The sequence below is a fragment of the Desulfuromonas acetoxidans DSM 684 genome (genome assembly GCF_000167355.1).
Lineage (GTDB): Bacteria > Desulfobacterota > Desulfuromonadia > Desulfuromonadales > Desulfuromonadaceae > Desulfuromonas > Desulfuromonas acetoxidans.
Genome location: NZ_AAEW02000006.1, coordinates 29,473 through 52,634 on the forward strand (window position 1 = coordinate 29,473; position 23,162 = coordinate 52,634).

The following is a 23,162-nucleotide window of genomic DNA, read 5'->3' on the forward strand; positions in this document are numbered from 1 at the left end:
ATGGATGAGTATAACGCTATTCTAAAACGGAAAAACGTTTTTGGTGCTTGTTTTAGTTTTAAAGAGCCTTTGTCATTGCGATGGCAAAACAATTTCTTCATTCAGAGTTTATCCCGCTTCTGGTCCGTATGGGGCCTGGGAATTGGTTGTTTAAACCTTATATGAATGCAAAAGGACAACAAGGAGGAAAGTTTAATGTCTGAATTCGGAAGCCTCGAAAGTCGTGTACGTCGCAAAGCTCTTCTCGACAAAGTAAAATCTCCCGAGGAGTGCGTAGAGTTCTTCAAGGACGGTATGGATCTGGGCTGGTCTGGTTTTACTCCGGCCGGTTACCCTAAAGCGGTACCCATTGCCCTGGCTGACCATGTAGAAAAAAACAACCTGCAAGGCAAAATGAAGTTCAACCTGTTCATCGGTGCCTCTGTTGGCGCTGAAACAGAGGACCGCTGGGCAACACTGGACATGATCGATCGCCGCTGGCCTTACCAGACCGGTAAGAACATTGCCAAAGGGATCAACGAAGGTCGTATCCGTATGGGTGACAAGCACCTTTCCCTGTTCGCTCAGGACCTTGGTTACGGTTTTTACACCCCGAAAATTGACATTGCCATTATTGAAGTTTCGGCAATCACTGAAGACTGCGGTCTGGTTCCGACCTCTTCCTGCGGTGTTATCGGCGAAATCCTGATGATTGCAGATAAAGTTATCATCGAGGTCAACACGGGACAGCCTTCTTTCGAAGGAATGCACGACTGCCTGATTCCGCAAACTCCGCCGAATCGCCAGCCGTTCCTGATCAGCAGCTCCAATGACCGCATCGGCACCTCGGCGTTCCCATGCGATCCGGACAAGATCATCGCTGTAGTTGAATCCAAGCATCGTGACAAAGGTCGCGCATTTGCTGATATGGACGCAACTTCCGAGGCCATTGCCGGCCACATTATGCAATTCTTCGGTGACGAAGTGAAGGCGGGTCGCCTGCCTGAGAACCTGCTGCCGTTGCAATCCGGCGTTGGCTCCATTGCGAATGCCGTCGTCGGCGGCCTGGCACAAGGTCCTTTCAAGAACCTGACTGTTTTCACTGAGGTTCTTCAGGACACCATGCTTGACCTGTTCGATTCCGGCAAGCTGGATGCAGCATCCGCATGTTCCCTCTCTCTGTCTGAAGAGCCGGGCTTCCCTCGCTTCTTCGAGAATTGGGACAAGTATGCGGACAAAATCGTTCTGCGCCCGCTGTCCATCTCCAACGCGCCTGAGCCGATCCGTCGTCTCGGTTGTATCGCCATGAACACTCCGGTCGAATTTGACATGTATGCACACGCTAACTCTACTCTGGTTGGTGGTACTCGCATGATCAATGGTCTCGGTGGTTCCGGTGACTTCCTGCGTAACGGCTACCTGAAGATCATGCATTCCCCTTCAGTGCGCCCGACCAAAACAGACCCGTACGGCATCACTTGCGTTGTTCCCAAGGCACCGCACATCGACCATACCGAGCACGACCTCGACGTTGTTGTTACCGAGCAGGGTCTCGCCGACCTGCGCGGCCTGGCACCGAAAGATCGTGCCCAGACCATCATCGACAAGTGTGTGCATCCGGAGTACAAGCCGATTATTCAGGAATACTTCGATATGGCTAAGAAAGAGACCTTGGCCAAGGGTATCGGTCACGAGCCTCAACTGTTTGACCGTTGCTTCAAGATGCAGCAAAACCTCGCCCAGAATGGCACCATGCGTATCAAGAACTGGGACATAAATATCGATCTGTGTGAATAAGATCGTTACTCATCGGTACAGCAAAACAACAAAAAGCCCCGTCGGTTTAACCGACGGGGCTTTTTGTTGTAAGTGAAACCCTGCCCGTGTAAGCGGTTGCAGGCATCAACGCCCAGCACGACCACTTACAACATCCAAAGCTATTTCTTGCGACTTCGCGGATGGGCCCGGTCATATTCTTTCATCATTCGATCGGTACTGACCTGGGTGTATTTTTGCGTTGTCGACAATGATTGGTGACCGAGCATCTCTTGGATTGCTCTGAGATCCGCGCCTTCATCAAGCAGATGGGTAGCAAAACTGTGACGCAAAGAGTGTGGTGTTGCCGTTGTCGGCAACCCGAGTTGAAGCAGCTTCTTTTTTAAATTTCGCTGGACTGTTCTGGCCGACAAGCGTGTCCCCTGTCGATTAACCAGCAGAGGCTCATCACGCTCTGTCACCCCACGCCGCTCCAGATAAGCCATCAACGCCTGCAATGCTTTTGAACCAACGGGAACAATCCGTTGCTTTCCCCCTTTACCCAACACCCGCACCAACGCCTGATCAAAATCAAGGTCGGCCACGTTTAAGGCCACAAGTTCACCAACCCGCAGACCACTGGAATAGAGCAGTTCAAAAGCAGCACGATCACGCAATGACTGCAAGGTGCTGTCCCCGGGAGCATCAAGAAGGTGGTACATGTAATCCACGTCCAATGTTGTCGGCAGATAACGTTCCACCCGTGGCAGGCGTACCTGTAATGCGGGGTTGTGCTCAACATGTCCCTGGCGCTGGAGAAAGCTGTAAAAAGATCGTATTGATGCCACCTTACGGGCTACAGTGACCTTTTTATTGTTCTTGAGCAACTGTGCCATCCATCGACGCAGTGTATGTTTTTCGACTGCAGGCAGCAGGGTTTTAAGCTGTTCCCTATGCTCACCACAGATGAAATCGCAAAAAGCCTGTACATCACGTAGGTAAGCGGTCTGGGTATGTGATGCCAGATTGCGTTCAACGCTAAGATAGCGTGAAAATTCATCAAGCCAAGTTGTCATAACCCCGCGCTCCCGATTCATGCTTTGCCACGCTTGCAACCTTGATCTGTTCGGCCTTGTTCCATGTTATGATCAAGAAAAAATTCATCCTATTACACCACGAAAATTTGACGCCTATTAATGATTACGCTACCATTTTGCTATGGACAATGCCAGCCTGCTGTTGACAAGTACAGTTCTCGTTTTCCTGATTGCGCCAGCTATTTTTATTGGTGTTTGCGTCCTGTTCAGTGGCGTGCTTTTCTGGTACGAACGGGCGAATCAGAAACCGGAACTGATCGCACAGCGTTTCCGACTTTCTCACTGGTATCGGATTTTAAAAATTTATGCTCTCGAATATTTTGCCACTTTGGCCTCTCTGCTCATCTATCCTCTGGGATTGCACAGCTCCAAACATCCTCAAAGCAACAAAGAACACCCGATTGTCCTGTTAATTCACGGATTATATCTTAACCGAGCCAGCAGCTTTTACCTCAAAAAGCACCTTGAACAACGCGACTACCATGTCATTACTCTGAATCTGCCACCGTGGAAAGAAGTGGAAACCTTAACGGAATGCATTGACCAGGCCGTCAGCGCATTGCGCCAAGAGGGATTTACCGGACCGATTGATCTTGTGGGCCACTCTTTAGGTGGGCTGATCGCCCGAAACTATGTGCAGCGCCGCGGTGGCGACAAATATATTCGCCAGTGTATCACGGTTGGAGCACCCCATTTCGGCTCAAAAATTGTCCCTTTTTCCATTTCAAAACTGGCGCGCCAGTTAGCGCCGGGCAGCCCTTTCATTGAACAACTCAACCAAGCAAAATGGCCTGAATCGGTGGGCTTTTATTCCATTTTCACCCCACTGGACAACATCGTATTGCCTCCAGGCAGAAGTAAACACCCAGCAGCACGTAACATTGAGATTGCCAACAGTGGCCACATGACACTATGGTACCATCCCCATACGATTCGCCACCTTCGCCAGATTCTAACCAACGGAAAGACGCATGATTGAAATCACCAGCCAACACCGCGACCAGATGATTAACATCACCAGCCTGATTGCCAAACATATTCGCGAACAGGGTTACATCGATGGCGTTATCGTTTTGTTTGTACGCCACACCACAGCGGCACTGACGATCAATGAAAATGCGGACCCGGATGTAGTAACGGACTTACTTGTTACGTTGGATAAAAAAATCCCCTGGAGTGACAACTACCATCACGCCGAAGGAAACAGTGCAGCACATTTAAAAACCAGCCTGATGGGATCCAGCGAAACCGTTATCGTCCGCAATGGCGTGTTGCAATTGGGCACCTGGCAGGGGATCTATTTTTGTGAATTTGATGGCCCGCGCCGACGTCAGGTTGATCTGCAATGGCTTGCCGCAGCCGTATAAATTCCGACAATTATCTGTTTCACAAAAGGCAATAACAACACAATTTCATCGTCAGCCCCAAAAAACGAGGGGCCCCATCAACAGATGAGGCCCCTCGCACAAAAGAATTAAACAGAGAACTGAGATTACGGCACTTGAACAACTTCTTTGACACCGGGAACCTTTTCCAGCAAGATCCGCTCAATGCCCATCTTTAAGGTGACTGTCGACATGGGACAGGAACCACAAGCGCCAACCAGTTTCACACTGACAACACCATCATCACTGACATCAACGAGTTCAACATTACCACCATCAGCCAGCAAGGTCGGGCGGACTTCATCCAATGCTGCTTCAATTTGCTCTTTCATTGTCTTCTCCCTTAAAAGTTATCTATCCAGATATTAAGTAAAAGCGGCCGAAATATCACTAATTTTTCGTTGGCAGAGCAATTCGGGCTGACCGACACCCTTGCCCTGAATCAAAACTTTAAACGTCTCCCCCATGCCCCCATCAGGTAAAATCAAATTCTTCAAGGTCATGCGCAAGGCCATGGCTTTCTGCGGATCAGTCTCCTCAGCTTGCAGGCGAACCAATTCTTCGACAAATCCCAGACCGATCAGGAAGCGGTATTGCTCCGTAAAGTGCAAAGTTTCCAGACCGACATGTTCACCACATCTCTGCAGCAAGGTAAAATCAACGTGGCTGGTGATATCCTGACAGCCGATATTCTGATAGGGATTGTCGTTGGCTGTATGTTGATAATAGCACAGCAAAGTGCCCTGTCGACGAAACGGCGCATAGAGTTCCTGGGCCGGATAGCCGTAATCAATGGTCAGAACAAACCCTTGTTCAAGTTTTTCTGCAACCGACTCAACCCAGGGTTGAACCGCCAGACACACCTCACCACGACATCCTTCCATCACACCTGCGCCCACTCGTTCAAAATGATGCGCAAATTGCGGGCCATCCACCGTGCGCAGCTCCTCTTCCAGCCCCTGCCCCCCCTGAACAACATAAACTTCCTGCAGTTGGCCATCATGTTTTTCAACCACATGAACCGCAAAGGCATCGAGAAGTTCGTTACTCAGAAAACACCCGGTAAAGGACCCCAATTCATCAAAATTCTGCCACGTAATCTGCTCAGCATGGCGATGCAGATGTTCCTGTTGTCGTCGGCGATTATCGGCACTGACATCAATAAGAACATAACGGATGACAGCGTACATCTGTGGATAGTCAGCTTGGAGAGTTTCAAGGATATCAAGGGCAAGAAACCCGTCACCGGCACCTTGTTCAACAACGGTAAAGGAACCACTTCCCAGCAGCTGCCACATCTGATGCAACTGCCGCGCGATAAGAGCACCGAACAGGCTGTGAACGGACGATGACGTAAAAAAGTCGCCTTTTGCGCCAACACGTTGACGAGCCGCCATGTAATATCCATGCTGCGGATGGTAGAGACAGTGCTGCATATAATCACAGAAGGAAAGACCACCGCGTTGCGAAATATCATCAGCGATAATTTGTTCCAACAAGGCATTCGATGTGTTGTGTGGCTGTTCTGTCATGGTATCTGTGCTTTAAAGATGAGAGGAGTGTTCTAAAAAATCGAACACAATTAGCAATTGTCTCAAACGCTCAACCATGGCATCATAACACCCCTTGAAAGATCAATTCCAGCAGGATATGACCATTTTGCTATTCTTTTAGAACCGAAACTCAGCCAGATGAGCGTTTTATCGCTACCAGTCTGGGATTTCAAGCGGAATAATTATCTTGCGACAACCTTTGATATTTTTCTTTAAACCATATCCCCCTCAAACATTCAGGAGTAATAAAAATGGATAGAAGTCTGGCTCTGGAACTTGCCCGTGTCACTGAAGCTGCTGCCGTCGCCTGTGGCCGTTGGGTTGGACGCGGCGATAAGATTTCTGCAGATGATGCGGCAACCACAGCCATGCGTCAAACGTTGGGAATGATGGACATTGACGGCACTGTCGTCATTGGCGAAGGGGAGATGGACGAGGCACCGATGCTGTACATTGGTGAAAAAGTCGGCAATGACAGCGGTCCCAAAGTTGATATCGCAGTTGACCCTCTTGAGGGAACCATCCTGTGTTCCAAGGGGGGTCCGGGTGCCATTGCCACGATTGCCCTCGCTCCTGCCGGCGGCTTTCTTCACGCACCGGATATGTACATGGAAAAAATCATTGTCGGCCCTGAGGCGAAAGGCTGCATTGACATCAACGACCTTCCTTCCAACAATCTTAAGCGGATGGCTGAAGCAAAGCGTTGCAACATTGAAGACCTCACCGTGGTCCTGCTCGACCGCCCCCGTCACGATGAAGCGGTCGCGGACATTCGCAAAGTGGGTGCCCGGATCAAGCTGATTAGTGATGGCGATGTTGCCCCTGCTGTAGCTACAGGGATTCCGGACAGCGGGATTGACATGGTCCTGGGTATTGGTGGCGCCCCTGAGGGGGTTTTAGCTGCTGCTGCAGTCAAATGTTTTGGTGGCGATATGCAGGCCCGACTGATTTTCACGACAGATGAAGAACGCGAACGCGCCCCCAAAATGGGTATCACCGATTTCGACAAAGTTTATACAGCAGAAGAACTCGCCAGCGGTGATGTCTTTTTTGCCGCCAGCGGAGTCACCGGCGGCGATCTGCTCAAAGGCGTTCGATATTTCTCTGGCGGCGCCCAGACTCAGACCATTGTCATGCGTTCTAAAAGCCGCACAATACGCTTCATTGACTCTTACCACTATCTGGAACACAAGCCGGGATTTGAAAGCTAAACCATCACGCTGTTATGGCTTTGAATGCTCTAAGTAACGAAAGTCATACAACACCAAGAGGCCTGAGTGCCGCTTAAACAGCGCTGTCAACGGACATGAAAGAGTAAGTCACTAATAACTTGTCAATATCATGTGCAATTGTTAGTATTTTCCTGTTTTGTTTACACTAAAATGGCGATGCGATATCTGCTGGAAAAACACACGCGCCGCGTGGGAATGTTCTGACGGAACATTCTGAATTCCAATAGGTTTTCAGAGAAAACAAGTTCATCGGATCACCATCTTAGTCTGTATTGTCTCAAGCTCAGTTCTGATTCCGTCATGGTAATGCACCAATGACTGGAGCACTCTTATCAGGACTGTGTTTTATGAACTCAGGGGAGAATCATGGCAATCATTACTATCTCGCGTGAAATGGGCAGTGGTGGCTCTATTATTGCGCGCAATCTGGCCGACAAATTGGGCTACGATCTCATTGATGGCGAAGCAATTCTCAAAGTCGCCGCCTCTTACGGTCTAACTGCTGACAATGTCGAAATGGCGGATGAAAAGCCACCGGCATTTGTCGAAAGCCTTGACGAAAGTCTTGAGATTGATATGCATCGTATTGAGCAGATCATTCTCGAGTATGCTCTCAAGGGCAATGCCATTATCTATGGACGCGGTGGACAGGATCTTCTTGCCGGAATCAACACGGTTTTCCGGACCCGCATCATTGCTCCATTCGACATCCGTGTGGAGCGTTGGGCTGAGCGAGAATGGCTCGATCCTGATCTGTCGCGCATTCTGGTACGTAAAAGCGATCAGCAACGCGCCGGGTTCATCAAGTATTATTTCGACCGCGATTGGAATGACCCCTACGATTATGACCTGGTCATCAACACCACCAAGATCTCCGAAGAGATGGCTGTTGACCTGATCTGCAAAGGGATCGAAGAGAAAAATCTTCAGGAAAACAATGAGCGCTGTCGACAAAAACTGATCGACCTGATTCAGTGCAAAAAAACCGAGATCGCTATTCTGCAATCAGATCAGGTTGATGGTTACCATCTGCAAGTCCATGTCGATGGGGGAGTAACTGTTCTTGACGGCCATGTTCACAGCGAAGACGAGCGGCGGGCCATTCATGCCATTGTCAAGGACCTGGCTCCAAAACAGGAACTGAAAGACCAGCTCAAAGTGTTCGCCTACCATATCAACCCCAAGGAGGGCTAGATGTCTCTTTGAGACGGACAAGGCTGACGCAATCCTTATGACTGCCATGAACAACCCATCCACAGAATCGCTGGGTATCAGCACCCTTGAGGATATCAGTGCGCTGATTCTGCAGTCCCACGACCTCAACGAGACATTGAACAATATTGTCAGCCTCGTTGCGCGGCGCATGCACTCCGAGGTGTGCTCAATCTATCTTCTTGATGAAGACGGAGAGACCTTGTGGTTACGGGCAACTCAAGGGCTCACCCAGGAAGCGATTGGCAAAGTCAGCATGAAGTTGGGAGAAGGGCTGGCTAGTATGGCCATCGAACAAGGCCACCCCATCTCCATTCTCGAACCCGAGGAACACCCCCGCTACCTGTACTTTCAGGAAACCGGTGAGGAACAGTTTCACTGCTTTCTCGCTGTTCCTTTGATGGATCGACGCAATCCAATAGGCGTCATCACTCTGCAAAGCACCGAAAAACGCGCGTTCAGCCCGACCGAGATCAGCACCATGACCACCATCGCCTTCCAGGTGTCGACGGTGGTCACCAATGCCCAATTGCTTAATTCCATCCAGCAAAACAAATTGCAGCCCGCGCCTACGGCACTGGAAACAGACGACAATCATCAACAACAAAGTGCCATTAGAGGCACGGTGGCTTATCCCGGTGTTATCTCTGGACCGGTCTACGTTCTGGACGAGCAAAGCGGTTTTGCCGACATTCTTGATGAAGATAATATCAATATCAGTGAAGAGATCGACCGCCTTAACAACGCGCTTGAAGAAACACGTATTCAGACCCTGTTTCTTGAAAAACGCGTTGCAAAACGGCTATCTGAACAGGATGCGGCAATTTTCCACACTCATCTGATGATCCTCGAAGATCGAGGATTCATCGATCAGATGACCAATGAAATCCGCAGTGGCCATAACGCACCTTATGCGCTGAAAAAGGTCATTGGCGAATACACCGAAGCTTTTTCACGCATGGAGGATCCGTATCTGCGTGAACGGGCCAGTGATACTGTTGACATTGGTCGCAGGCTGTTAGCCAACCTGACCGGACAGCAGGAAAAAACCCTACAATTCAAGCGCCCCGGCATTCTCTTTGCCAAAGAGATTATGCCCTCTGACATGGCGATTCTCGACCACGAGAAACTATTAGGTATTGTCACAGAAGCTGGTGAACAGAACTCTCACGCTGTTATCATGGCAAAAGCGTTGGGCATCCCTGCCTTGGTCGGAGTCAAAGGCGTTACAAAAAAAGTGTCATCGGGGTCCAATGTTATCCTTGATGGCAACTCAGGCTGTCTGTTTATCGATCCAGTAGAAGGAATTATCGAGGAATACCAGCGCCTTGAACAGGACAGCAGTAAGGAACTGCATCGGCTTAGCGAATTTCGTGACCGGCCGGCCCTGTCCAAAGACGGCGTCAATGTGACGTTGCGCGCCAACATTGGATTAATCAGCGATGTTGCGGTGGCCCAACGTAACGGCGCCGATGGTGTCGGCCTGTATCGTACCGAATTCCCCTATATGACGCGCAGCAACTTCCCTGATCGTAATGATCAATATCAATTGTGCAAAAAAATCGTCGAAAGCTTTGAAGGACCCGTAACGATTCGTACGCTTGATATCGGTGGCGACAAAGGGTTGCCCTACTTCAGTCCCCCGGCTGAAGATAATCCGTTCATGGGCTGGCGTTCAGTTCGTGTCTCTTTGGACAATCGCGACATCTTCCGCACCCAGATTGAAGCAATTCTCATGGCAGGGTGCCATGGCAAAGTCAAACTTCTCTTTCCCATGATCTCCGGCGTAGAAGAAGTGCGGGCCTGCAAAGAGGTCATTGAAGAGGCGAAAAACAATCTGCGTCAGGAAAACATCCCTTTCGCTGAAGACATTCCCATCGGAGTCATGATCGAGGTTCCAGCAGCCGTTCAAATGTGCAAATTTCTCGCCACTGAGGTCGATTTCTTTGCGTTAGGCACCAACGACCTGGTTCAATACATGTTGGCGGCTGACCGCAATAACCCTCTGGTTAACAAATATTACAACCCTCTTCATCCAGCGATTCTTCAAGCCATCAAATATGTCAGTGACACGGCCAACCGGCTGGGAAAAGGGGTTTGTTTATGTGGCGAGATGGCCTCCGATCCGCTGAGTTTTCTGGTTTTGCTCGGTATCGGCATTCGCGAATTTTCCATGGTTTCTCCGTTCATTCCCAGAACCAAGGCATTTCTATCCGACCTCAATTGTTCTGATGCAACCTATATTGCTGAAGAAGTCCTGCAAATGGGTGGCAGCGAACAAATTCACGATTTTCTCGTTGCAGCGGTTAACGACCTGCACAGTGTGACATAGCTTTAGCCCAGCCTCTCTCGAACCTGTTTCAAACAATTCACTAGAAACCATTTGTAAAAATATGTTATGAATTCCCAGCTCGTTTATGAGAGGGGATATCTTTGTTTAATAAAGCTCGCAACAACTGGGTCTTTCTCGGTAAGGATGAGGAACAAGAAGCTTTCTCAACACTTCAAGCCGCCCTGAATCAGAAAGGGACCTGCCTTTCCAAAGATCCGATCAGTTCGGTTCAAAGAATCACCCATCAGGATGCGACCTACTATGTGAAGGTCTATACCCGTAACGGCAAAGGGTTGCGTCACTATCTGGGGCGCGGAAGACTTCAGGGGGAATGGGAAAATCTGCTGTATTTCAGCCAGCTGGGCATTCCCACGCCGCGTATTGTTGCCTACGGCCAACACAAACGTCACGGCATGTTTAAAGTTGGGGCGTTAATTACTGAAGAGGTTCCCCAGTCTGACGATCTCCTCACGCTGACTAAAAAAGATCCACAAAGATTTCAGGACCGCTCATGGGTCAAAACCATTCTTCGTCAGACAGCCGATTACACCTCGCGCCTGCATCAGCATGGTTTTATTCACTGGGACCTCAAATGGCGCAACATCCTCGTTTCAACTGAAGAGGAAGCCCACCCCAAGATCTTCTTTTTTGATTGTCCTCTCGGAAAAACACGCTGGGGCTGGCTGCGTCGCCGGGGCACAATTAAAGACCTGGCCTGCCTGGACAAAGTCGGCAAAAAAGCACTGCATCGGACGCAACGACTGAGATTCTTTAAATACTACGAAAAAATCGATCGGCTCACACCGGCCCACAAGCGTAAAATTCTGCAGATACTCAACTTCTTCTCCGATGAATAAAAGGCTTTGGGCACGTTTCAAGCTGCAGACAGCTGATTAAGAATCCCCGCCAAAGAGATCCCGTGTGTAAACCTTATCAATAACATCCGTCAGATCGTCGGACATCCGATTGGCAATAATCACATCACTATCGTGTTTAAACGCAGCTAAATCCGTTACAACCGGTGAATGAAAAAACTCGTCACCGTCAAAAACCGGCTCATAGACGATCACCTTGATCCCCTTGGCCTTGATACGCTTCATCACTCCTTGAATCGACGATGCTCTGAAATTGTCGGAATCCGCTTTCATCAACAAACGATATACACCAACAGTCTGAGGATTCCGTTTAATAATTGAATCGGCTATAAAATCCTTACGGGTGGTATTGGCGTCGACAATGGCACGAATCAAGTTATTGGGCACTTGGTCATAGTTTGCCAGGAGTTGTTTAGAATCTTTTGGCAGACAATAGCCTCCATAACCAAAGGAGGGGTTATTGTAGTGTGAGCCAATCCGTGAGTCCAAACCAACCCCTTCAATAATGTCGCGGGGACTCAACCTGTGAATCTCGGCATAGCTATCCAACTCGTTGAAAAATGCCACACGCATCGCCAAAAACGTATTAGCAAACAACTTTACGGCTTCCGCTTCAGATGAACCGGTTAATAAAACCGGCACATCGTCTTTGACGGCCGCCTGCCTGAGGAGATCGGCGACGGCTTGCCCTCGCTCACTGCGTTCTCCAACAATTATCCGCGAGGGGTGCAGATTGTCATGCAGGGCTTTGCCCTCACGGAGAAACTCAGGAGAGAAGACGATATTGTCACAGCCCAATTGAGCCCGCAATTGCCGGGTAAAGCCGACCGGGATAGTCGATTTAATAACAATTAAAGCTCGAGGATAAACAGAAGTAACATGGCGAGCAACCTGTTCAACACTTTTGGTATCAAAACGGTTTGTTTCAGGATCATAATCGGTTGGTGTTGCCACGATCACCAAATCGCAGTCCTGATAAGCCTCAACAGGATCGACTGTTGCAGATAATGAGAGCGCTTTGCTCTGCAGAAAAGATTCAACACCGGCATCAGAAATCGGGCTTTTCCCGCTGTTGATCAGTTCAATTTTGTGTTCATCAATATCGAGTAAACAAACTTTATTGTTTTGGGCAAGTAGAAGCGCATTTGACAACCCCACATAACCCGCCCCGACAACGGTTATTTTTTTAAATTCCATTCGTTCCCATCAATCCTTTTCGAGTTAGAGTCAAATGAAACTAAAATCGACTCACTAGAAAAGAATTAAGGACGTTATAGCATCTGGTTAGCAACCAACATCTCCTGAACGCGTAAAATCCTTTTAAGATTATGAGTTCAACTTGCGAACCGACGCATGTTCAGCGGGCTGGTATTCTGGAACAATTTTCTGCAGCAAATCCACAGTCAGCTTTAGGTTGAGTTGCCGTGCGGCATCAAACAACTGCTCTAATTGCACTTTGAGAATCGTCTCGTCTTCGAAAACGGAGCGGGCGACACAGATCTTTTCGTGGGTCGTTGGCTTGATCCCCTCTCCATCAAGAAGCAGTTCTTCATAGAGTTTCTCCCCAGGGCGCAAACCGGTAAACTCAATGTCGATATCTTCATAAGGGGTTTTACCGGACAAACGGATCAATTCTTCGGCAAGGTGAACAATCTTAACAGGCTCTCCCATATCCAGCAGGTAGATTTCGCCGCCCTCCCCCATACTGCCAGCCTGCAACACCAACTGTGAAGCTTCTGGAATCGTCATGAAAAACCGGGTGATATCCTTGTGCGTGACGGTCACCGGACCGCCATGACGGATCTGCTCCTTAAAGGTGGGAATCACACTGCCATTGCTTCCCAAAACATTACCAAAGCGCACAGTCACAAAGCGGGTTTTGCTGCGTCGCGACAGCGCTTGAACAATTTTTTCCGCAACACGCTTTGTCGTGCCCATCACGTTGGTCGGATTGACCGCCTTGTCCGTGGAAACCATGACAAAACGCTCAACCCGAAACATATGGGCCGTTTCGGCAACCACCTGGCTGCCACGCACATTGTTATTCACCGCTTCGGCAGGATTAACCTCCATCATCGGCACATGTTTATAAGCGGCCGCATGAAACACCACTTCCGGCATGAACTCATCAAAAATCGCCTCAACACGGGCACGGTAGCGGATATCACCGATAATCGGATAAATCAGCAGTTTGGGATGGCTTTTTTTCAACTCCTGCTCAATGGTGAACAGAGGCGTTTCACCATTTTCAAACAGGATCAATTTGCTGGGATTGAAACGGGCAACCTGGCGGCACAACTCACTACCGATACTCCCTCCGGCCCCAGTGACCAGAACCCTTTTACCGCACAGATAATTGGATATTTGCTGCGAATCGAGACGCACCGGATCACGACCAAGAAGATCTTCCAAAGACACGTCTTTAATCTGTTCTACAGATACTGAGCCATCGAGCAAACCGCCAACCCCCGGCAAAGTTTTGAAAGTCACCTCCGCCTGTTGACACTTTTCCACGATATCTCGAATCTGTTTACCTGTTGCTGAAGGTATGGCGATAACGACTTCATCGATTCTTTTTCTGCGACACACACTCGGGATATCTTCACAGCAGCCCAAAACAGGCAATCCAAGAAAATGTTCCTTCAGCTTGCGCCGGTCATCATCGATAAAACCAATGGCATCGTATTGAAGCTTACGGTTCAAGCGCAACTCCCTGGCAATCATTTGCCCGGCATCACCCGCGCCAACAATCAACAGTCGCGCTTTGCCCGCCTTACTAATAGGCATGGGGTAAAAATTTTCTCTCAAAGCGCGAATAATGAATCGGATTCCGGCAACCAGTAAAAAACAAAACAAGCCATCAAGGAACAGGATCGTGCGGGGAATCATTTCCAGGCGATAGACAAATACGGCGTAGGCGACCACACCCGCAGAGGCAAAAATATTTGCTTTGCAGATAGTCACAAGATCCGCCATAGAGACGTAACGCCACCAACCGCTAAACAACCCATAGCGCCAGAACACGATCAGCTTGATGATCACAACCGCCGGCAGCAATCGCCAGAACACCTGATATACGGTAGCAGTCAAATGAAAATCAAAGCGAGCCAAACAAGCCATCATCAAACCACAGATAATGGCAAGACAATTGATCGCAATGGTCAAGGGAAGGCGTTTTTCAAAAAAGATCTTAATCATTTGTTTACTTTATCACACACCGAAGAAAAGACATTCCAGCGAAAAGGAAAAATTAAGCGTTATCAAGAAATGTTGTTTGAGCATCTGGCAACTGAACAACAGAATCAGGGCAGGCGTTTCTAAGCTTAGCCTGCAATGATTCTCTTGCTAGAGATTCTCCATGGACTAAAATAATATGAGCTGGATGATGACGCATACGCTTGACGAATCGCACCAAATCATCCTGGCCAGCATGAGCAGAGTAACCAGACAACGTATGCACCGAGGCTTTGATCGAATATTTTTTCCCATCCAGCCGGACATAACCTCCACGCGGACCGTACGTCTGGATCTCCTGCCCCGGCGTCCCATCGGCCTGATAGCCGACAAAAACAACATCCGTCCGCTCATCGCCAAGCAATGCTTTGAGATAATTGACAATTCTTCCACCACTGCACATACCACTTGCGGCAATAACGATGCAGGGCCGTGCTTTCTTTTTAAGATAATGCACTGTTTGCAGGTGGTCATCATGGCTGTTAATCGTTGTCAGTTGCGCAAAGCTTAAGGGATGCCGCCCTTGCCGAAGCCGGGCATGCCCTTCTTTATCCCAGCAATCCGCCAACTGTCGATACAATTCAGTAAAACGGCTGGCCAGTGGAGAGTCAACAACCACTTCCAAGTCGTCCCAGCATAGATCTGAAGTCACAGGAGCATCTTTATAGTGATGAATCAGTCCTTCAAGTTCATAAAGAAGTTCCTGCGTCCGACCAATGCTGAATGCCGGTATCAGAATCACGCCTCGATTGAGTAAAGCTCGTTCAATAATTGCTTTTAAACGCTGGCGACGTAAGCGGCGTTGCTCATGACAACGATCGCCATAGGTACTTTCGAGAATCAGTGTATCCGCCCGATAGAGAGGCTTAGGGGCCGACAGCAGCGGAGCATAAGGCGCTCCAAGGTCACCGGAAAACACCACATCACAATAATCGCGACGTTCCCCTAGACGAATTTGAACAGACACCGAACCAAGGATATGCCCTGCTGGCTGTAAACGAATTGCTACCGCAGACGAAAACAAGGGAGTCAAAGAAAGCCATGTTCCCAATTCAACACGAACGATCTGCTTCTTCACACGCTCCAGAGCTTTGGCAATCAAATACTCATTATGCGTCACACCAACCTTGAGAGCATCTTCTAAAACCAGAGGAAGCAAAACAGCCGAAGCCGGAGAACAATAAATCGGCCCGGAAAACCCGGCAGCGAGCAAATAAGGAATACGCCCGACATGATCAAGATGGACATGGGTCACGATCAACGCACGAATAGCTTCTATGCCAAAATCGATCTCTGGATTCCGTTGATCCGCCCCTTGGAACAGCCCACAATCAATCAGCAAACTTTCATCCGCGCCACACAACAATTCATGGCAGGAACCGGTTACCTGACTGGCTCCACCATGATGAAGAATGTACGGGTTAAAAGAGGATATTTTATTCAAAATGGTCCAGAGATAAAAGCTTTACAAAACCACAACTACTGTGCCGCTTGCTTCATTACAGCTCTCAAAACATCACACGTCAGTTGAATTTCATCTTCAGAAAGCGTCGGATGCACTAAAAACATCAAACTCGTCTCGCCAAGCTCTTTCGCTACGGGAAGTCTTTTCTCGGGTCTGAACTCTGTTCCTTCAAAGGCCTTTTCCAAGTAAACCTCTGAACATGATCCGGAGAAACAGGGCACACATTCAGAAACAATCGCATTCATGATCCGATCACGGTTCCATTCCGTCTTTAACTTTGTAGGATCGACAAACACATAATACTTGTACCAGGCATGTTCAATATCAGCAGGAAGAACCGGCACACGAAGTCCAGGTAGAGAACCTGCTGTTAACTGAATTTTTTGAGCATTGCGCGTCCGCGCAAGGTGCCACTCAGGCATACGATCCAATTGAATCCGTCCAATTGCCGCCTGCATTTCTGTCATGCGAAAATTCGTTCCAAACGATTCATGCAGCCAGCGGAATCCTGGAGGATGTTCGTTCTCATAGACAGCACCCCATGATTTTCCATGGTCTTTGTAGGACCACATCTTGGCCCAGAGTTCATGATCATTGGTGGTTACCATCCCCCCCTCGCCACCAGTGGTCATAATCTTATCCTGGCAGAAAGACCACGCCCCAACATGACCTATCGACCCAACACTTCGTCCCTGATACTTGGCACCATGGGCCTGAGCACAGTCTTCAACAACATAGAGGTCGTTTTCCTTTGCCAATGCCATGATTGCATCCATCTCACATGGCCAGCCCGCCAAATGAACACAAACAATGGCTTTGGTTCGAGATGTCATCACTCTCATAACTGATTCTGCGGTAATATTTTGGCTATCAGGATCGACATCGGCAAAAACAGGAATGCCGCCCACTGAAACAATTGACGAAACAGAAGCAAGAAATGTGCGGCTGGTCACAACAACTTCATCACCGGAACCAATGCCCAAAGCCTTCAATGCCAAATCGAGAGCAAGAGTACCATTCGCAACAGCTACAGCGTATTTTGTTCCGGTATAAGCAGCGAATTCTTTTTCGAAAAGCCGCCCTTCCTGGCCGGTCCAGTAATTGACGTTATTGGAGAGAAGAACATCCCGGACAGTATCAGCTTCTTCAGCAGTGAAGCACGGCCAAGGTGAAAAAGGTCCATTCAACACGATATATATCCATTCATCTATTAAGATTTAATCCGAGCAGGGACTCCAGTAACAATGACATCATCAGGAAAATCACTGACAACTGTCGCACCTGCACCAACTGTGACGTTAGCCCCGAGGGTGATCCCCTGTCGTACGCTAGCTCCGATACCAACCCAACTGGCATCGCCAAGACAAACATTACCTGCAAGATGGGCTCCCGGACTCACGTGAACGCCATCACCCAAGATACAATCATGGTCAACACTGCAACAGGTATTCAGTATTGCCCCATCTCCTATTGTAGTTCCAGCATTTACCACCACTCCTGCCATCAGCACAGAGCCAGAACCAATGACTGTATAGCGACTTACCGTTGCTGAAGGGTGCACCAAAGACACCAAAGGCGCCTTCAACTCCTTAAGCTGAAACATTTTTCGGTTGCGTATTTTGTTATTCCCGATCGCGACAACAACCCCAGTGTACTCATGAAGTTTTGAAATTAAGGTGTTGGTAACACCGACAACATTCCAACTCCCAATACACGCTACATCTGGCCAAGCATCATCAAAGAAGTCTATCACTTGCCACCCACAACACTCAGCTATATCGGCAATCACTTTACCATGGCCACTAGCTCCCAAAATTGCTAATCGATTCATAGATTATTCCCCTCAAATTTTTCGGATGTAACATGTTCTGAAGAAGAAACTCCATCACGAAGCAACACCTTGGCAACAGTTTTAAAAAGAATTCGCATATCAAGCCAAAAGGACTGGTTTTGAACATACCAAAGATCAAGCTCAAACTTATCCTGCCAACTCAAACGATTTCGTCCATTTACTTGTGCCCAACCTGTAATTCCCGGAATCACGTCATGCCTACGCATCTGACGGTCACTGTACAAAGGTAGATACTCCATTAGAAGCGGTCTTGGCCCAACAAGACTCATATCTCCCTTAAGTACATTCCAAAGTTGAGGGATTTCATCCAAGCTTGTTTTTCGAAGAAAACGTCCAATTTTTGTCAAACGGTCAGCGTCTCCTTCACCAAGTAAACCATCTTCAGACGGCTCTTTCATTGTACGAAATTTATAGACAGAAAATGGTTTTCCTTTGTAGCCGGGACGCAGTTGTATGAAGAATATTGGACAACCAAGATCAAAATAAACAACAGCAGCAACAACGAACCCAATCGGCAATATTATAGTCAAGACACAAACGGAAAGAACTATATCAAAGAATCTTTTCATTGTTAATACACAACATCTTATATTGGTAGACCATCTATTAATGAAGAATATAGCTTGTTATACTCATTAGAGATGGGCCCCCAATCAAATAAAGAAGATTTTTCGGTTGCATTTCGCGATAAAGTTCCATAGAGAGATAGTATCTTGACAATTGCGACCTTAATGCTTTCTATTGAGTAAGGATCAACAGCATAACCTACTTCACCAGAGTTAAACCAACCATCAAACCCCTCCCCCGCACTAAAAATAATTGGTAGTCCTTGAGACAAAGCTTCAGGATATACCAAGCCAAAGGTCTCTTTAAATGATGGAACGACAAGGACATGCGCAGCTCGGTACGCATCCATAAGAGCTTCATTTGAATAAAGAGGTCCTGCATATTTAATAAAATCAACTGTTGAAATTTTATCCATCAGCCAACGTTTAAGCGGCCCATCACCTACAATATGTAGTTCTACCCCAACTCCCTCCTGATAGAGTTGATCGCAGGCAGCAACAACTGACTTAATGTTTTTGTTGCGATCCAAACGGCCTACAAACAGTATCTGCACCACATCAGAAGCAACTAACCCCTCCCTAAAAAAAAGATTATTGTGCCAGAAGGCGCTAATGCCACTAGGCAAAGTAACTACTTTTTTGAGCAACTCATCATGGGTGGACAATCCTAACAGATCAAACAATTTCGTTTCATAGGCTGGGGATAAAAAGATAATTTTACCAGCCCCAAGAACAATATTACGGAACAATGGTCTTAGGTGGACAAAGTATTTACAAAAAAAATTAATATCTGTATTTCTTACTGTAACAACGTACGGAATAGCTCTACGCCTGAAAACTTCTAGAGCTACACTGCCATCGCTGCAAAGCGAATGAGCATGCAGCAAATCGGCATCAAGGGCAGTACTACGTCTCTCTAGATCATCATATACAGCCTTATACTTAGTTCTGAATAAAATTCGATGGTACTTTTTAAGAAGGTAAGCATACTGAATACCTATATCACTAACTAAATTTTCTGCATTTACCCCTTTTTGACAACCATAACGAATAGGGACATAAACATCTTGGACATAGCCTTGGTTATGTAAAGCATTAAATAAACCACAGTATACCTTTGATCCAATGAAATAACTACACAGATGCAATAGCCGAACTTTTTTACATTCACCCCGTTCAGTACTTGTCACGTCAAATGCTCCGAGGAATAGTCACTCAAAACACGACCCAAAGTTCTCTCAAGTTTTCGATAAAGAGTTTCTCGATCAAAGGACTTTTCAGCAAGCAAGCGAGCGTTTACTCGGGCGTTAGCACACCATGCTAAATTTTCAATTTTTTCAACAAGCGTTTGGGCAGCAACCTGTACGTTGTCATGCTCCAATACCACCCCACAACCTTCTTCATCAATTAGCTCAGCTTGCCAACCGCGATAATTAATAGCAATAGGCCTACCAGCAGCAAGCGCATCAAAAAATTTATTGGCAGAATTACGCCATAAAACAGGATTCGGCAAAACTGTCGAAATACAAAAGTCAGCAGCTGACAAAACTGAAGGGATCTCTTGCTTAGGAATAGATGGCAAGATAAATATGTTACGATTCAACACACCTAAGCGACGTGCATAGTCTTGTAAAAAAACTTTTTCATCTCCATCACCGATAAGAACAAAACATATTTTCTCATTTAACCGAAGGCAAACTGAAGCAACTTCAATCAAATAGGAAAGATTATTTACATATCCAAACGTACCGACATAGACCACCAATGGTCTATCAGCTAACCAGGAATATTTTGCCTTAAATTGTTGCCCCGCCTCTCTTCCGACTGAGAACCGATCTACATCTGCAGCATTAGGAATAAGAGAAATCTTCTGCGGTGCCTCACCTACAGCTATTACACCTTCTGAAATCCCCGGGGAAAGAGAAACAATGTGCGCAGCATTACGATATGCCCATTTTTCTAATCGTTGCGCGACCCATTTAGTTACAGGATGATTCAAAATCCCCAATGATATTGGTATTTCAGGCCAAAGATCTCGAACCTCAAAAACAAAAGGTATTCGGCGAAATTTTGAAATCATAACACCAGGAACAGCAACGGTCAGGGGTGTACTGCTACCAAAAACAATATCACAAGATTGTCTCGCCCCTTTAAATGTTGCAACAATCATGAATTTCAGGAAAATAAGTACTCTTTTATAAAACGGGGTCAAATTAGAGTATGGCAGATGGTAAATGAGCAATTTTATCCCATCAAACTCTTTCGTAGTCCAGCCACGCGGCGATTTCCAATGAGGTGGTAAAAAGGCTGAACTTGTCAACATCACAACTTCGTGACCATCACGCACTAAACGTCTTGCCATTTCGTAGGAACGTGTTCCACCAACGGATTCAGGTGTAGCAAAGTACTGATGTATATAAAGAACCTTCACTGCCCCCCCAGAATTTCAATAACAACCAAACCGACATCACATAAAAACCAGTATGATTTTTAGCAATGCAATCTTTCCGTCCAGAAAAACTAATCTAAAATGAATATTGAATTAAGCCTGCGATTCAATTCTGTTTATAATATACTCAACAATTCTTTCAGCAGAACGCCCATCTCTTAAGCGTTTTAAACCTTCAGTAAGGCAAACACCGCCATCACCTGAAACTATAAGGCTTTCCAAATCCCTGTAAGTAGTAAATGATCTTGCAACGCCAAGTGAACACAAATCAAAAGGAACTGCAGCTTTAGATGATGAACGGTAAGTCAAAACTTGCTTTCCCAGACAAAAAGCTTCTAACCCAGCAGTGCTAAAATAAGTTATAACGAAATCGGCAGCATTAAGATTATGATAAATATTACCATGTGAAACAATAGCTCGATTACGTAAGTCAAACTTTTTAATGCTTTGTCGATATGAATATTCATACTCTGTCTTTTCGCTCGGATGCATACTTATAATCAAACGGTAATTACAGTTAGTTGACAAAAACCTTAAACACGCGTCAACCATTGATTGCATCACATCAACGCCATATGGCTGGGTTGCAACACAAATTATTTTATCTCTTAACTTCTTTCCGTATATCCGCCTTCTACTTTGATACTTAGTGAACCGTTTTATATCTGACAACCTAGTATCTATCCTTGGAGACCCAACAACTTCGACCAAGTCCGCGTCAGTTCTAAAATATTCTACATAAACACTTTTAGAAAAGTCTTCTATGGCTAATACATATTTAGAATTAGGCCTTTTGAACCGTCTAGAACGAGACAAAGTACCACTTTGAATTTCGAATGAAGGAACCTCTTTAAGATATTTCACAAGAAACTGAGACGTCCAAATCCTCCCAGGGCTCGAGACAAGGGCAGACACCTTAGAATTATCGTGAAATAAATCAACATCACCAATAAGAGCAAAACAATCTCTTAAAACTCGAAAAAGTGTACCCTTGGCATTTATAGCAATATAAAGCCGGAAAAGAGCTTCTTTGGTACTCAACTTAAAACCATCAAGCACATATCCATCAAGAGCACCATCAAATGCATAAAAGAACTCACTAAGCCCAGGAAGATCATCCTTACAAACCAAAGGTTGAAGCACTTCATACTCATCTGAGATATAACGATCTAGAGGCCTATTGGGAAAAACAACAATTCCACACTTTAATTTCTTAGACATCTCGGTCAAAACAGGCACGATGGTTTCGTAATACATCACGTCCGACAAATTACAAAAAAACAGAAGATACCTTCCAAAACTACTACGAATAGAAGACATATTATACCGCGAGACAAAACATCTGGATAAAGGTTGCCACTTCCTATAAACACACTCTCTAATATCCCTTATTGAATTTTCTTCACAGTCAGAGACTAAACATACTCTAGCCTTGCTTGAACTAGACAGATAAAAAGCCAGAAGTTTCGTATTAATAACTCTACTAGGCAGGACATAAATCGTCTTTATCTTATTCCTAGAAACATATTTTTCAATATATAATACATTACGCACCCAAGGAACCAATCGATCTGAAAGTGCTATATCAATCCCACTCACACCACGAGAGAATTTTCGAAACATGCTGATATTTCCAAAACAACATCTTATATATTTTGAAAACATAATAGCATTTCTACGAGAATCACCATAAACGGCCTCATCTAGGCCTGAATCGATTGTTGGTATATATGTGATATCGTGACACTTAACAGAATCTTCCAGGTTATTAATTTTTAAATAATCTACATATTCCAAATAGTCCTTTTTAGTTCTAAACACTACACATACTCTAGCATCAACCAATAAGTCATCTAGTGATTTATAGTTTTTTAAAAGAGCGTTATTTTCGACGAACACTAAAGACCGTCTTTTTACAACATGGTGAAGCTTGGCAAAATCAACAACAGACAACTTAAATTTAAGTCGTCCAAGAACATCATTCAAGTCACCTTGAAAGCTCTCACCATCAACACGGCCCCACAATGTGAATCTTTTCACCTGAATATAAAATTTAGCTATAGGAAGTAATATAACGTTAAACAGTCCGGATAAGTATTTGCAAAAAAACCTAGCTGCCAAAACTGCTGGCCGTTTTATTTGAACCGGAACAAATGAAGTTATTTTTTTATACATA

At 46.4% G+C, this 23,162-nt stretch carries 19 protein-coding genes; 7 read left to right on the plus strand and 12 right to left on the minus strand.

Annotated elements, in window-relative coordinates; genetic code table 11:
* The first annotated feature begins 195 nt into the window (after window positions 1–195).
* On the plus strand, window positions 196–1,776 hold the full coding sequence (locus DACE_RS05820; RefSeq protein ID WP_005999230.1) for an acetyl-CoA hydrolase/transferase C-terminal domain-containing protein: 1,581 nt from the start codon (window positions 196–198) through the stop codon (window positions 1,774–1,776).
* Window positions 1,777–1,916: 140 nt separating this feature from the next.
* Here DACE_RS05820 and xerA read toward each other — a convergent pair whose 3' ends face one another.
* On the minus strand, window positions 1,917–2,810 hold the full coding sequence (xerA, locus tag DACE_RS05825; RefSeq protein WP_005999232.1) for a site-specific tyrosine recombinase/integron integrase: 894 nt from the start codon (window positions 2,808–2,810) through the stop codon (window positions 1,917–1,919).
* Between the two features lie 142 nt (window positions 2,811–2,952).
* Here xerA and DACE_RS05830 point away from each other — a divergent pair, with 142 nt between their 5' ends.
* Both DACE_RS05830 and DACE_RS05835 read left to right on the plus strand, forming a co-directional pair.
* Window positions 2,953–3,810 carry an esterase/lipase family protein gene (locus DACE_RS05830; RefSeq protein ID WP_005999233.1) on the plus strand — a complete coding sequence of 286 codons (858 nt, stop codon included), beginning with the start codon at window positions 2,953–2,955 and terminating at the stop codon, window positions 3,808–3,810.
* Window positions 3,803–4,198, plus strand: coding sequence for a secondary thiamine-phosphate synthase enzyme YjbQ (locus tag DACE_RS05835; RefSeq protein WP_005999235.1), 396 nt, complete (start codon window positions 3,803–3,805; stop codon window positions 4,196–4,198). The genes DACE_RS05830 and DACE_RS05835 overlap by 8 nt, the downstream gene beginning before the upstream one ends.
* 125 nt (window positions 4,199–4,323) lie before the next feature.
* Here the strand turns inward: DACE_RS05835 and DACE_RS05840 are convergent, their stop codons facing one another.
* Both DACE_RS05840 and DACE_RS05845 read right to left on the minus strand, forming a co-directional pair.
* On the minus strand, window positions 4,324–4,548 hold the full coding sequence (locus DACE_RS05840) for a NifU family protein (protein WP_005999238.1): 225 nt from the start codon (window positions 4,546–4,548) through the stop codon (window positions 4,324–4,326).
* Window positions 4,549–4,581: 33 nt separating this feature from the next.
* Entirely contained in the window at window positions 4,582–5,748 is a 1,167-nt protein-coding gene (locus tag DACE_RS05845) for a class I SAM-dependent methyltransferase (protein WP_005999240.1), read from the minus strand.
* A 272-nt stretch (window positions 5,749–6,020) separates the two neighbouring features.
* On the opposite strand from DACE_RS05845, the gene glpX reads away from it, so the two are divergent.
* The 4 genes from glpX to DACE_RS05865 all read left to right on the plus strand — a co-directional run bounded on the left by glpX (window position 6,021) and on the right by DACE_RS05865 (window position 11,402).
* Window positions 6,021–6,980, plus strand: a complete 960-nt coding sequence (gene glpX, locus DACE_RS05850; RefSeq protein ID WP_005999242.1) for a class II fructose-bisphosphatase — start codon at window positions 6,021–6,023, stop codon at window positions 6,978–6,980.
* Window positions 6,981–7,367: 387 nt separating this feature from the next.
* Window positions 7,368–8,195 (plus strand): cytidylate kinase-like family protein, encoded by an 828-nt coding sequence (locus DACE_RS05855; RefSeq protein WP_005999244.1) that lies wholly within the window; start codon window positions 7,368–7,370, stop codon window positions 8,193–8,195.
* A 46-nt stretch (window positions 8,196–8,241) separates the two neighbouring features.
* A complete protein-coding gene (gene ptsP, locus DACE_RS05860) occupies window positions 8,242–10,545 on the plus strand; it encodes a phosphoenolpyruvate--protein phosphotransferase (protein ID WP_040366409.1) in 2,304 nt (767 codons plus the stop codon).
* Window positions 10,546–10,646: 101 nt separating this feature from the next.
* Window positions 10,647–11,402 (plus strand): lipopolysaccharide kinase InaA family protein, encoded by a 756-nt coding sequence (locus DACE_RS05865; protein WP_005999248.1) that lies wholly within the window; start codon window positions 10,647–10,649, stop codon window positions 11,400–11,402.
* Window positions 11,403–11,438: 36 nt separating this feature from the next.
* Here DACE_RS05865 and DACE_RS05870 read toward each other — a convergent pair whose 3' ends face one another.
* The 9 genes from DACE_RS05870 to DACE_RS05910 form a co-directional block, all read right to left on the minus strand.
* Window positions 11,439–12,617, minus strand: coding sequence for a nucleotide sugar dehydrogenase (locus tag DACE_RS05870; RefSeq protein ID WP_005999250.1), 1,179 nt, complete (start codon window positions 12,615–12,617; stop codon window positions 11,439–11,441).
* A 129-nt stretch (window positions 12,618–12,746) separates the two neighbouring features.
* On the minus strand, window positions 12,747–14,618 hold the full coding sequence (locus tag DACE_RS05875) for a polysaccharide biosynthesis protein (protein ID WP_005999252.1): 1,872 nt from the start codon (window positions 14,616–14,618) through the stop codon (window positions 12,747–12,749).
* A gap of 52 nt (window positions 14,619–14,670) precedes the next feature.
* Window positions 14,671–16,098 carry an MBL fold metallo-hydrolase gene (locus DACE_RS05880; RefSeq protein ID WP_005999254.1) on the minus strand — a complete coding sequence of 476 codons (1,428 nt, stop codon included), beginning with the start codon at window positions 16,096–16,098 and terminating at the stop codon, window positions 14,671–14,673.
* A gap of 35 nt (window positions 16,099–16,133) precedes the next feature.
* Entirely contained in the window at window positions 16,134–17,309 is a 1,176-nt protein-coding gene (locus DACE_RS05885; RefSeq protein ID WP_005999256.1) for a DegT/DnrJ/EryC1/StrS family aminotransferase, read from the minus strand.
* A gap of 20 nt (window positions 17,310–17,329) precedes the next feature.
* A complete protein-coding gene (locus DACE_RS05890; RefSeq protein ID WP_005999258.1) occupies window positions 17,330–17,950 on the minus strand; it encodes an acetyltransferase in 621 nt (206 codons plus the stop codon).
* Window positions 17,947–18,540, minus strand: a complete 594-nt coding sequence (locus tag DACE_RS05895; RefSeq protein WP_005999260.1) for a sugar transferase — start codon at window positions 18,538–18,540, stop codon at window positions 17,947–17,949. Before DACE_RS05895 ends, DACE_RS05890 begins: the two co-directional genes overlap by 4 nt.
* Window positions 18,541–18,557: 17 nt before the next feature.
* The gene (locus tag DACE_RS05900; protein WP_005999262.1) at window positions 18,558–19,727 is read right to left on the minus strand and encodes a glycosyltransferase family 4 protein; all 1,170 of its coding nucleotides are present in this window, start codon (window positions 19,725–19,727) and stop codon (window positions 18,558–18,560) included.
* Window positions 19,724–20,968, minus strand: a complete 1,245-nt coding sequence (locus DACE_RS05905; protein WP_005999264.1) for a glycosyltransferase family 4 protein — start codon at window positions 20,966–20,968, stop codon at window positions 19,724–19,726. The genes DACE_RS05900 and DACE_RS05905 overlap by 4 nt, the downstream gene beginning before the upstream one ends.
* 111 nt (window positions 20,969–21,079) lie before the next feature.
* On the minus strand, window positions 21,080–23,161 hold the full coding sequence (locus DACE_RS05910) for a glycosyltransferase family protein (RefSeq protein ID WP_005999266.1): 2,082 nt from the start codon (window positions 23,159–23,161) through the stop codon (window positions 21,080–21,082).
* Between the last annotated feature and the right edge of the window lies 1 nt (window position 23,162).

Coding starts and splice junctions, on each gene's coding strand:
- DACE_RS05890 (WP_005999258.1), bottom strand. CDS start 17,950: ATGAATCGATTAGCAATTTTGGGAGCTAGTGGCCATGGTAAAGTGATT.
- DACE_RS05835 (WP_005999235.1), top strand. CDS start 3,803: ATGATTGAAATCACCAGCCAACACCGCGACCAGATGATTAACATCACC.
- DACE_RS05875 (WP_005999252.1), bottom strand. CDS start 14,618: ATGATTAAGATCTTTTTTGAAAAACGCCTTCCCTTGACCATTGCGATC.
- DACE_RS05845 (WP_005999240.1), bottom strand. CDS start 5,748: ATGACAGAACAGCCACACAACACATCGAATGCCTTGTTGGAACAAATT.
- DACE_RS05820 (WP_005999230.1), top strand. CDS start 196: ATGTCTGAATTCGGAAGCCTCGAAAGTCGTGTACGTCGCAAAGCTCTT.
- ptsP (WP_040366409.1), top strand. CDS start 8,242: ATGAACAACCCATCCACAGAATCGCTGGGTATCAGCACCCTTGAGGAT.
- DACE_RS05855 (WP_005999244.1), top strand. CDS start 7,368: ATGGCAATCATTACTATCTCGCGTGAAATGGGCAGTGGTGGCTCTATT.
- glpX (WP_005999242.1), top strand. CDS start 6,021: ATGGATAGAAGTCTGGCTCTGGAACTTGCCCGTGTCACTGAAGCTGCT.
- DACE_RS05895 (WP_005999260.1), bottom strand. CDS start 18,540: ATGAAAAGATTCTTTGATATAGTTCTTTCCGTTTGTGTCTTGACTATA.
- DACE_RS05840 (WP_005999238.1), bottom strand. CDS start 4,548: ATGAAAGAGCAAATTGAAGCAGCATTGGATGAAGTCCGCCCGACCTTG.
- DACE_RS05910 (WP_005999266.1), bottom strand. CDS start 23,161: ATGTATAAAAAAATAACTTCATTTGTTCCGGTTCAAATAAAACGGCCA.
- DACE_RS05830 (WP_005999233.1), top strand. CDS start 2,953: ATGGACAATGCCAGCCTGCTGTTGACAAGTACAGTTCTCGTTTTCCTG.
- DACE_RS05870 (WP_005999250.1), bottom strand. CDS start 12,617: ATGGAATTTAAAAAAATAACCGTTGTCGGGGCGGGTTATGTGGGGTTG.
- xerA (WP_005999232.1), bottom strand. CDS start 2,810: ATGACAACTTGGCTTGATGAATTTTCACGCTATCTTAGCGTTGAACGC.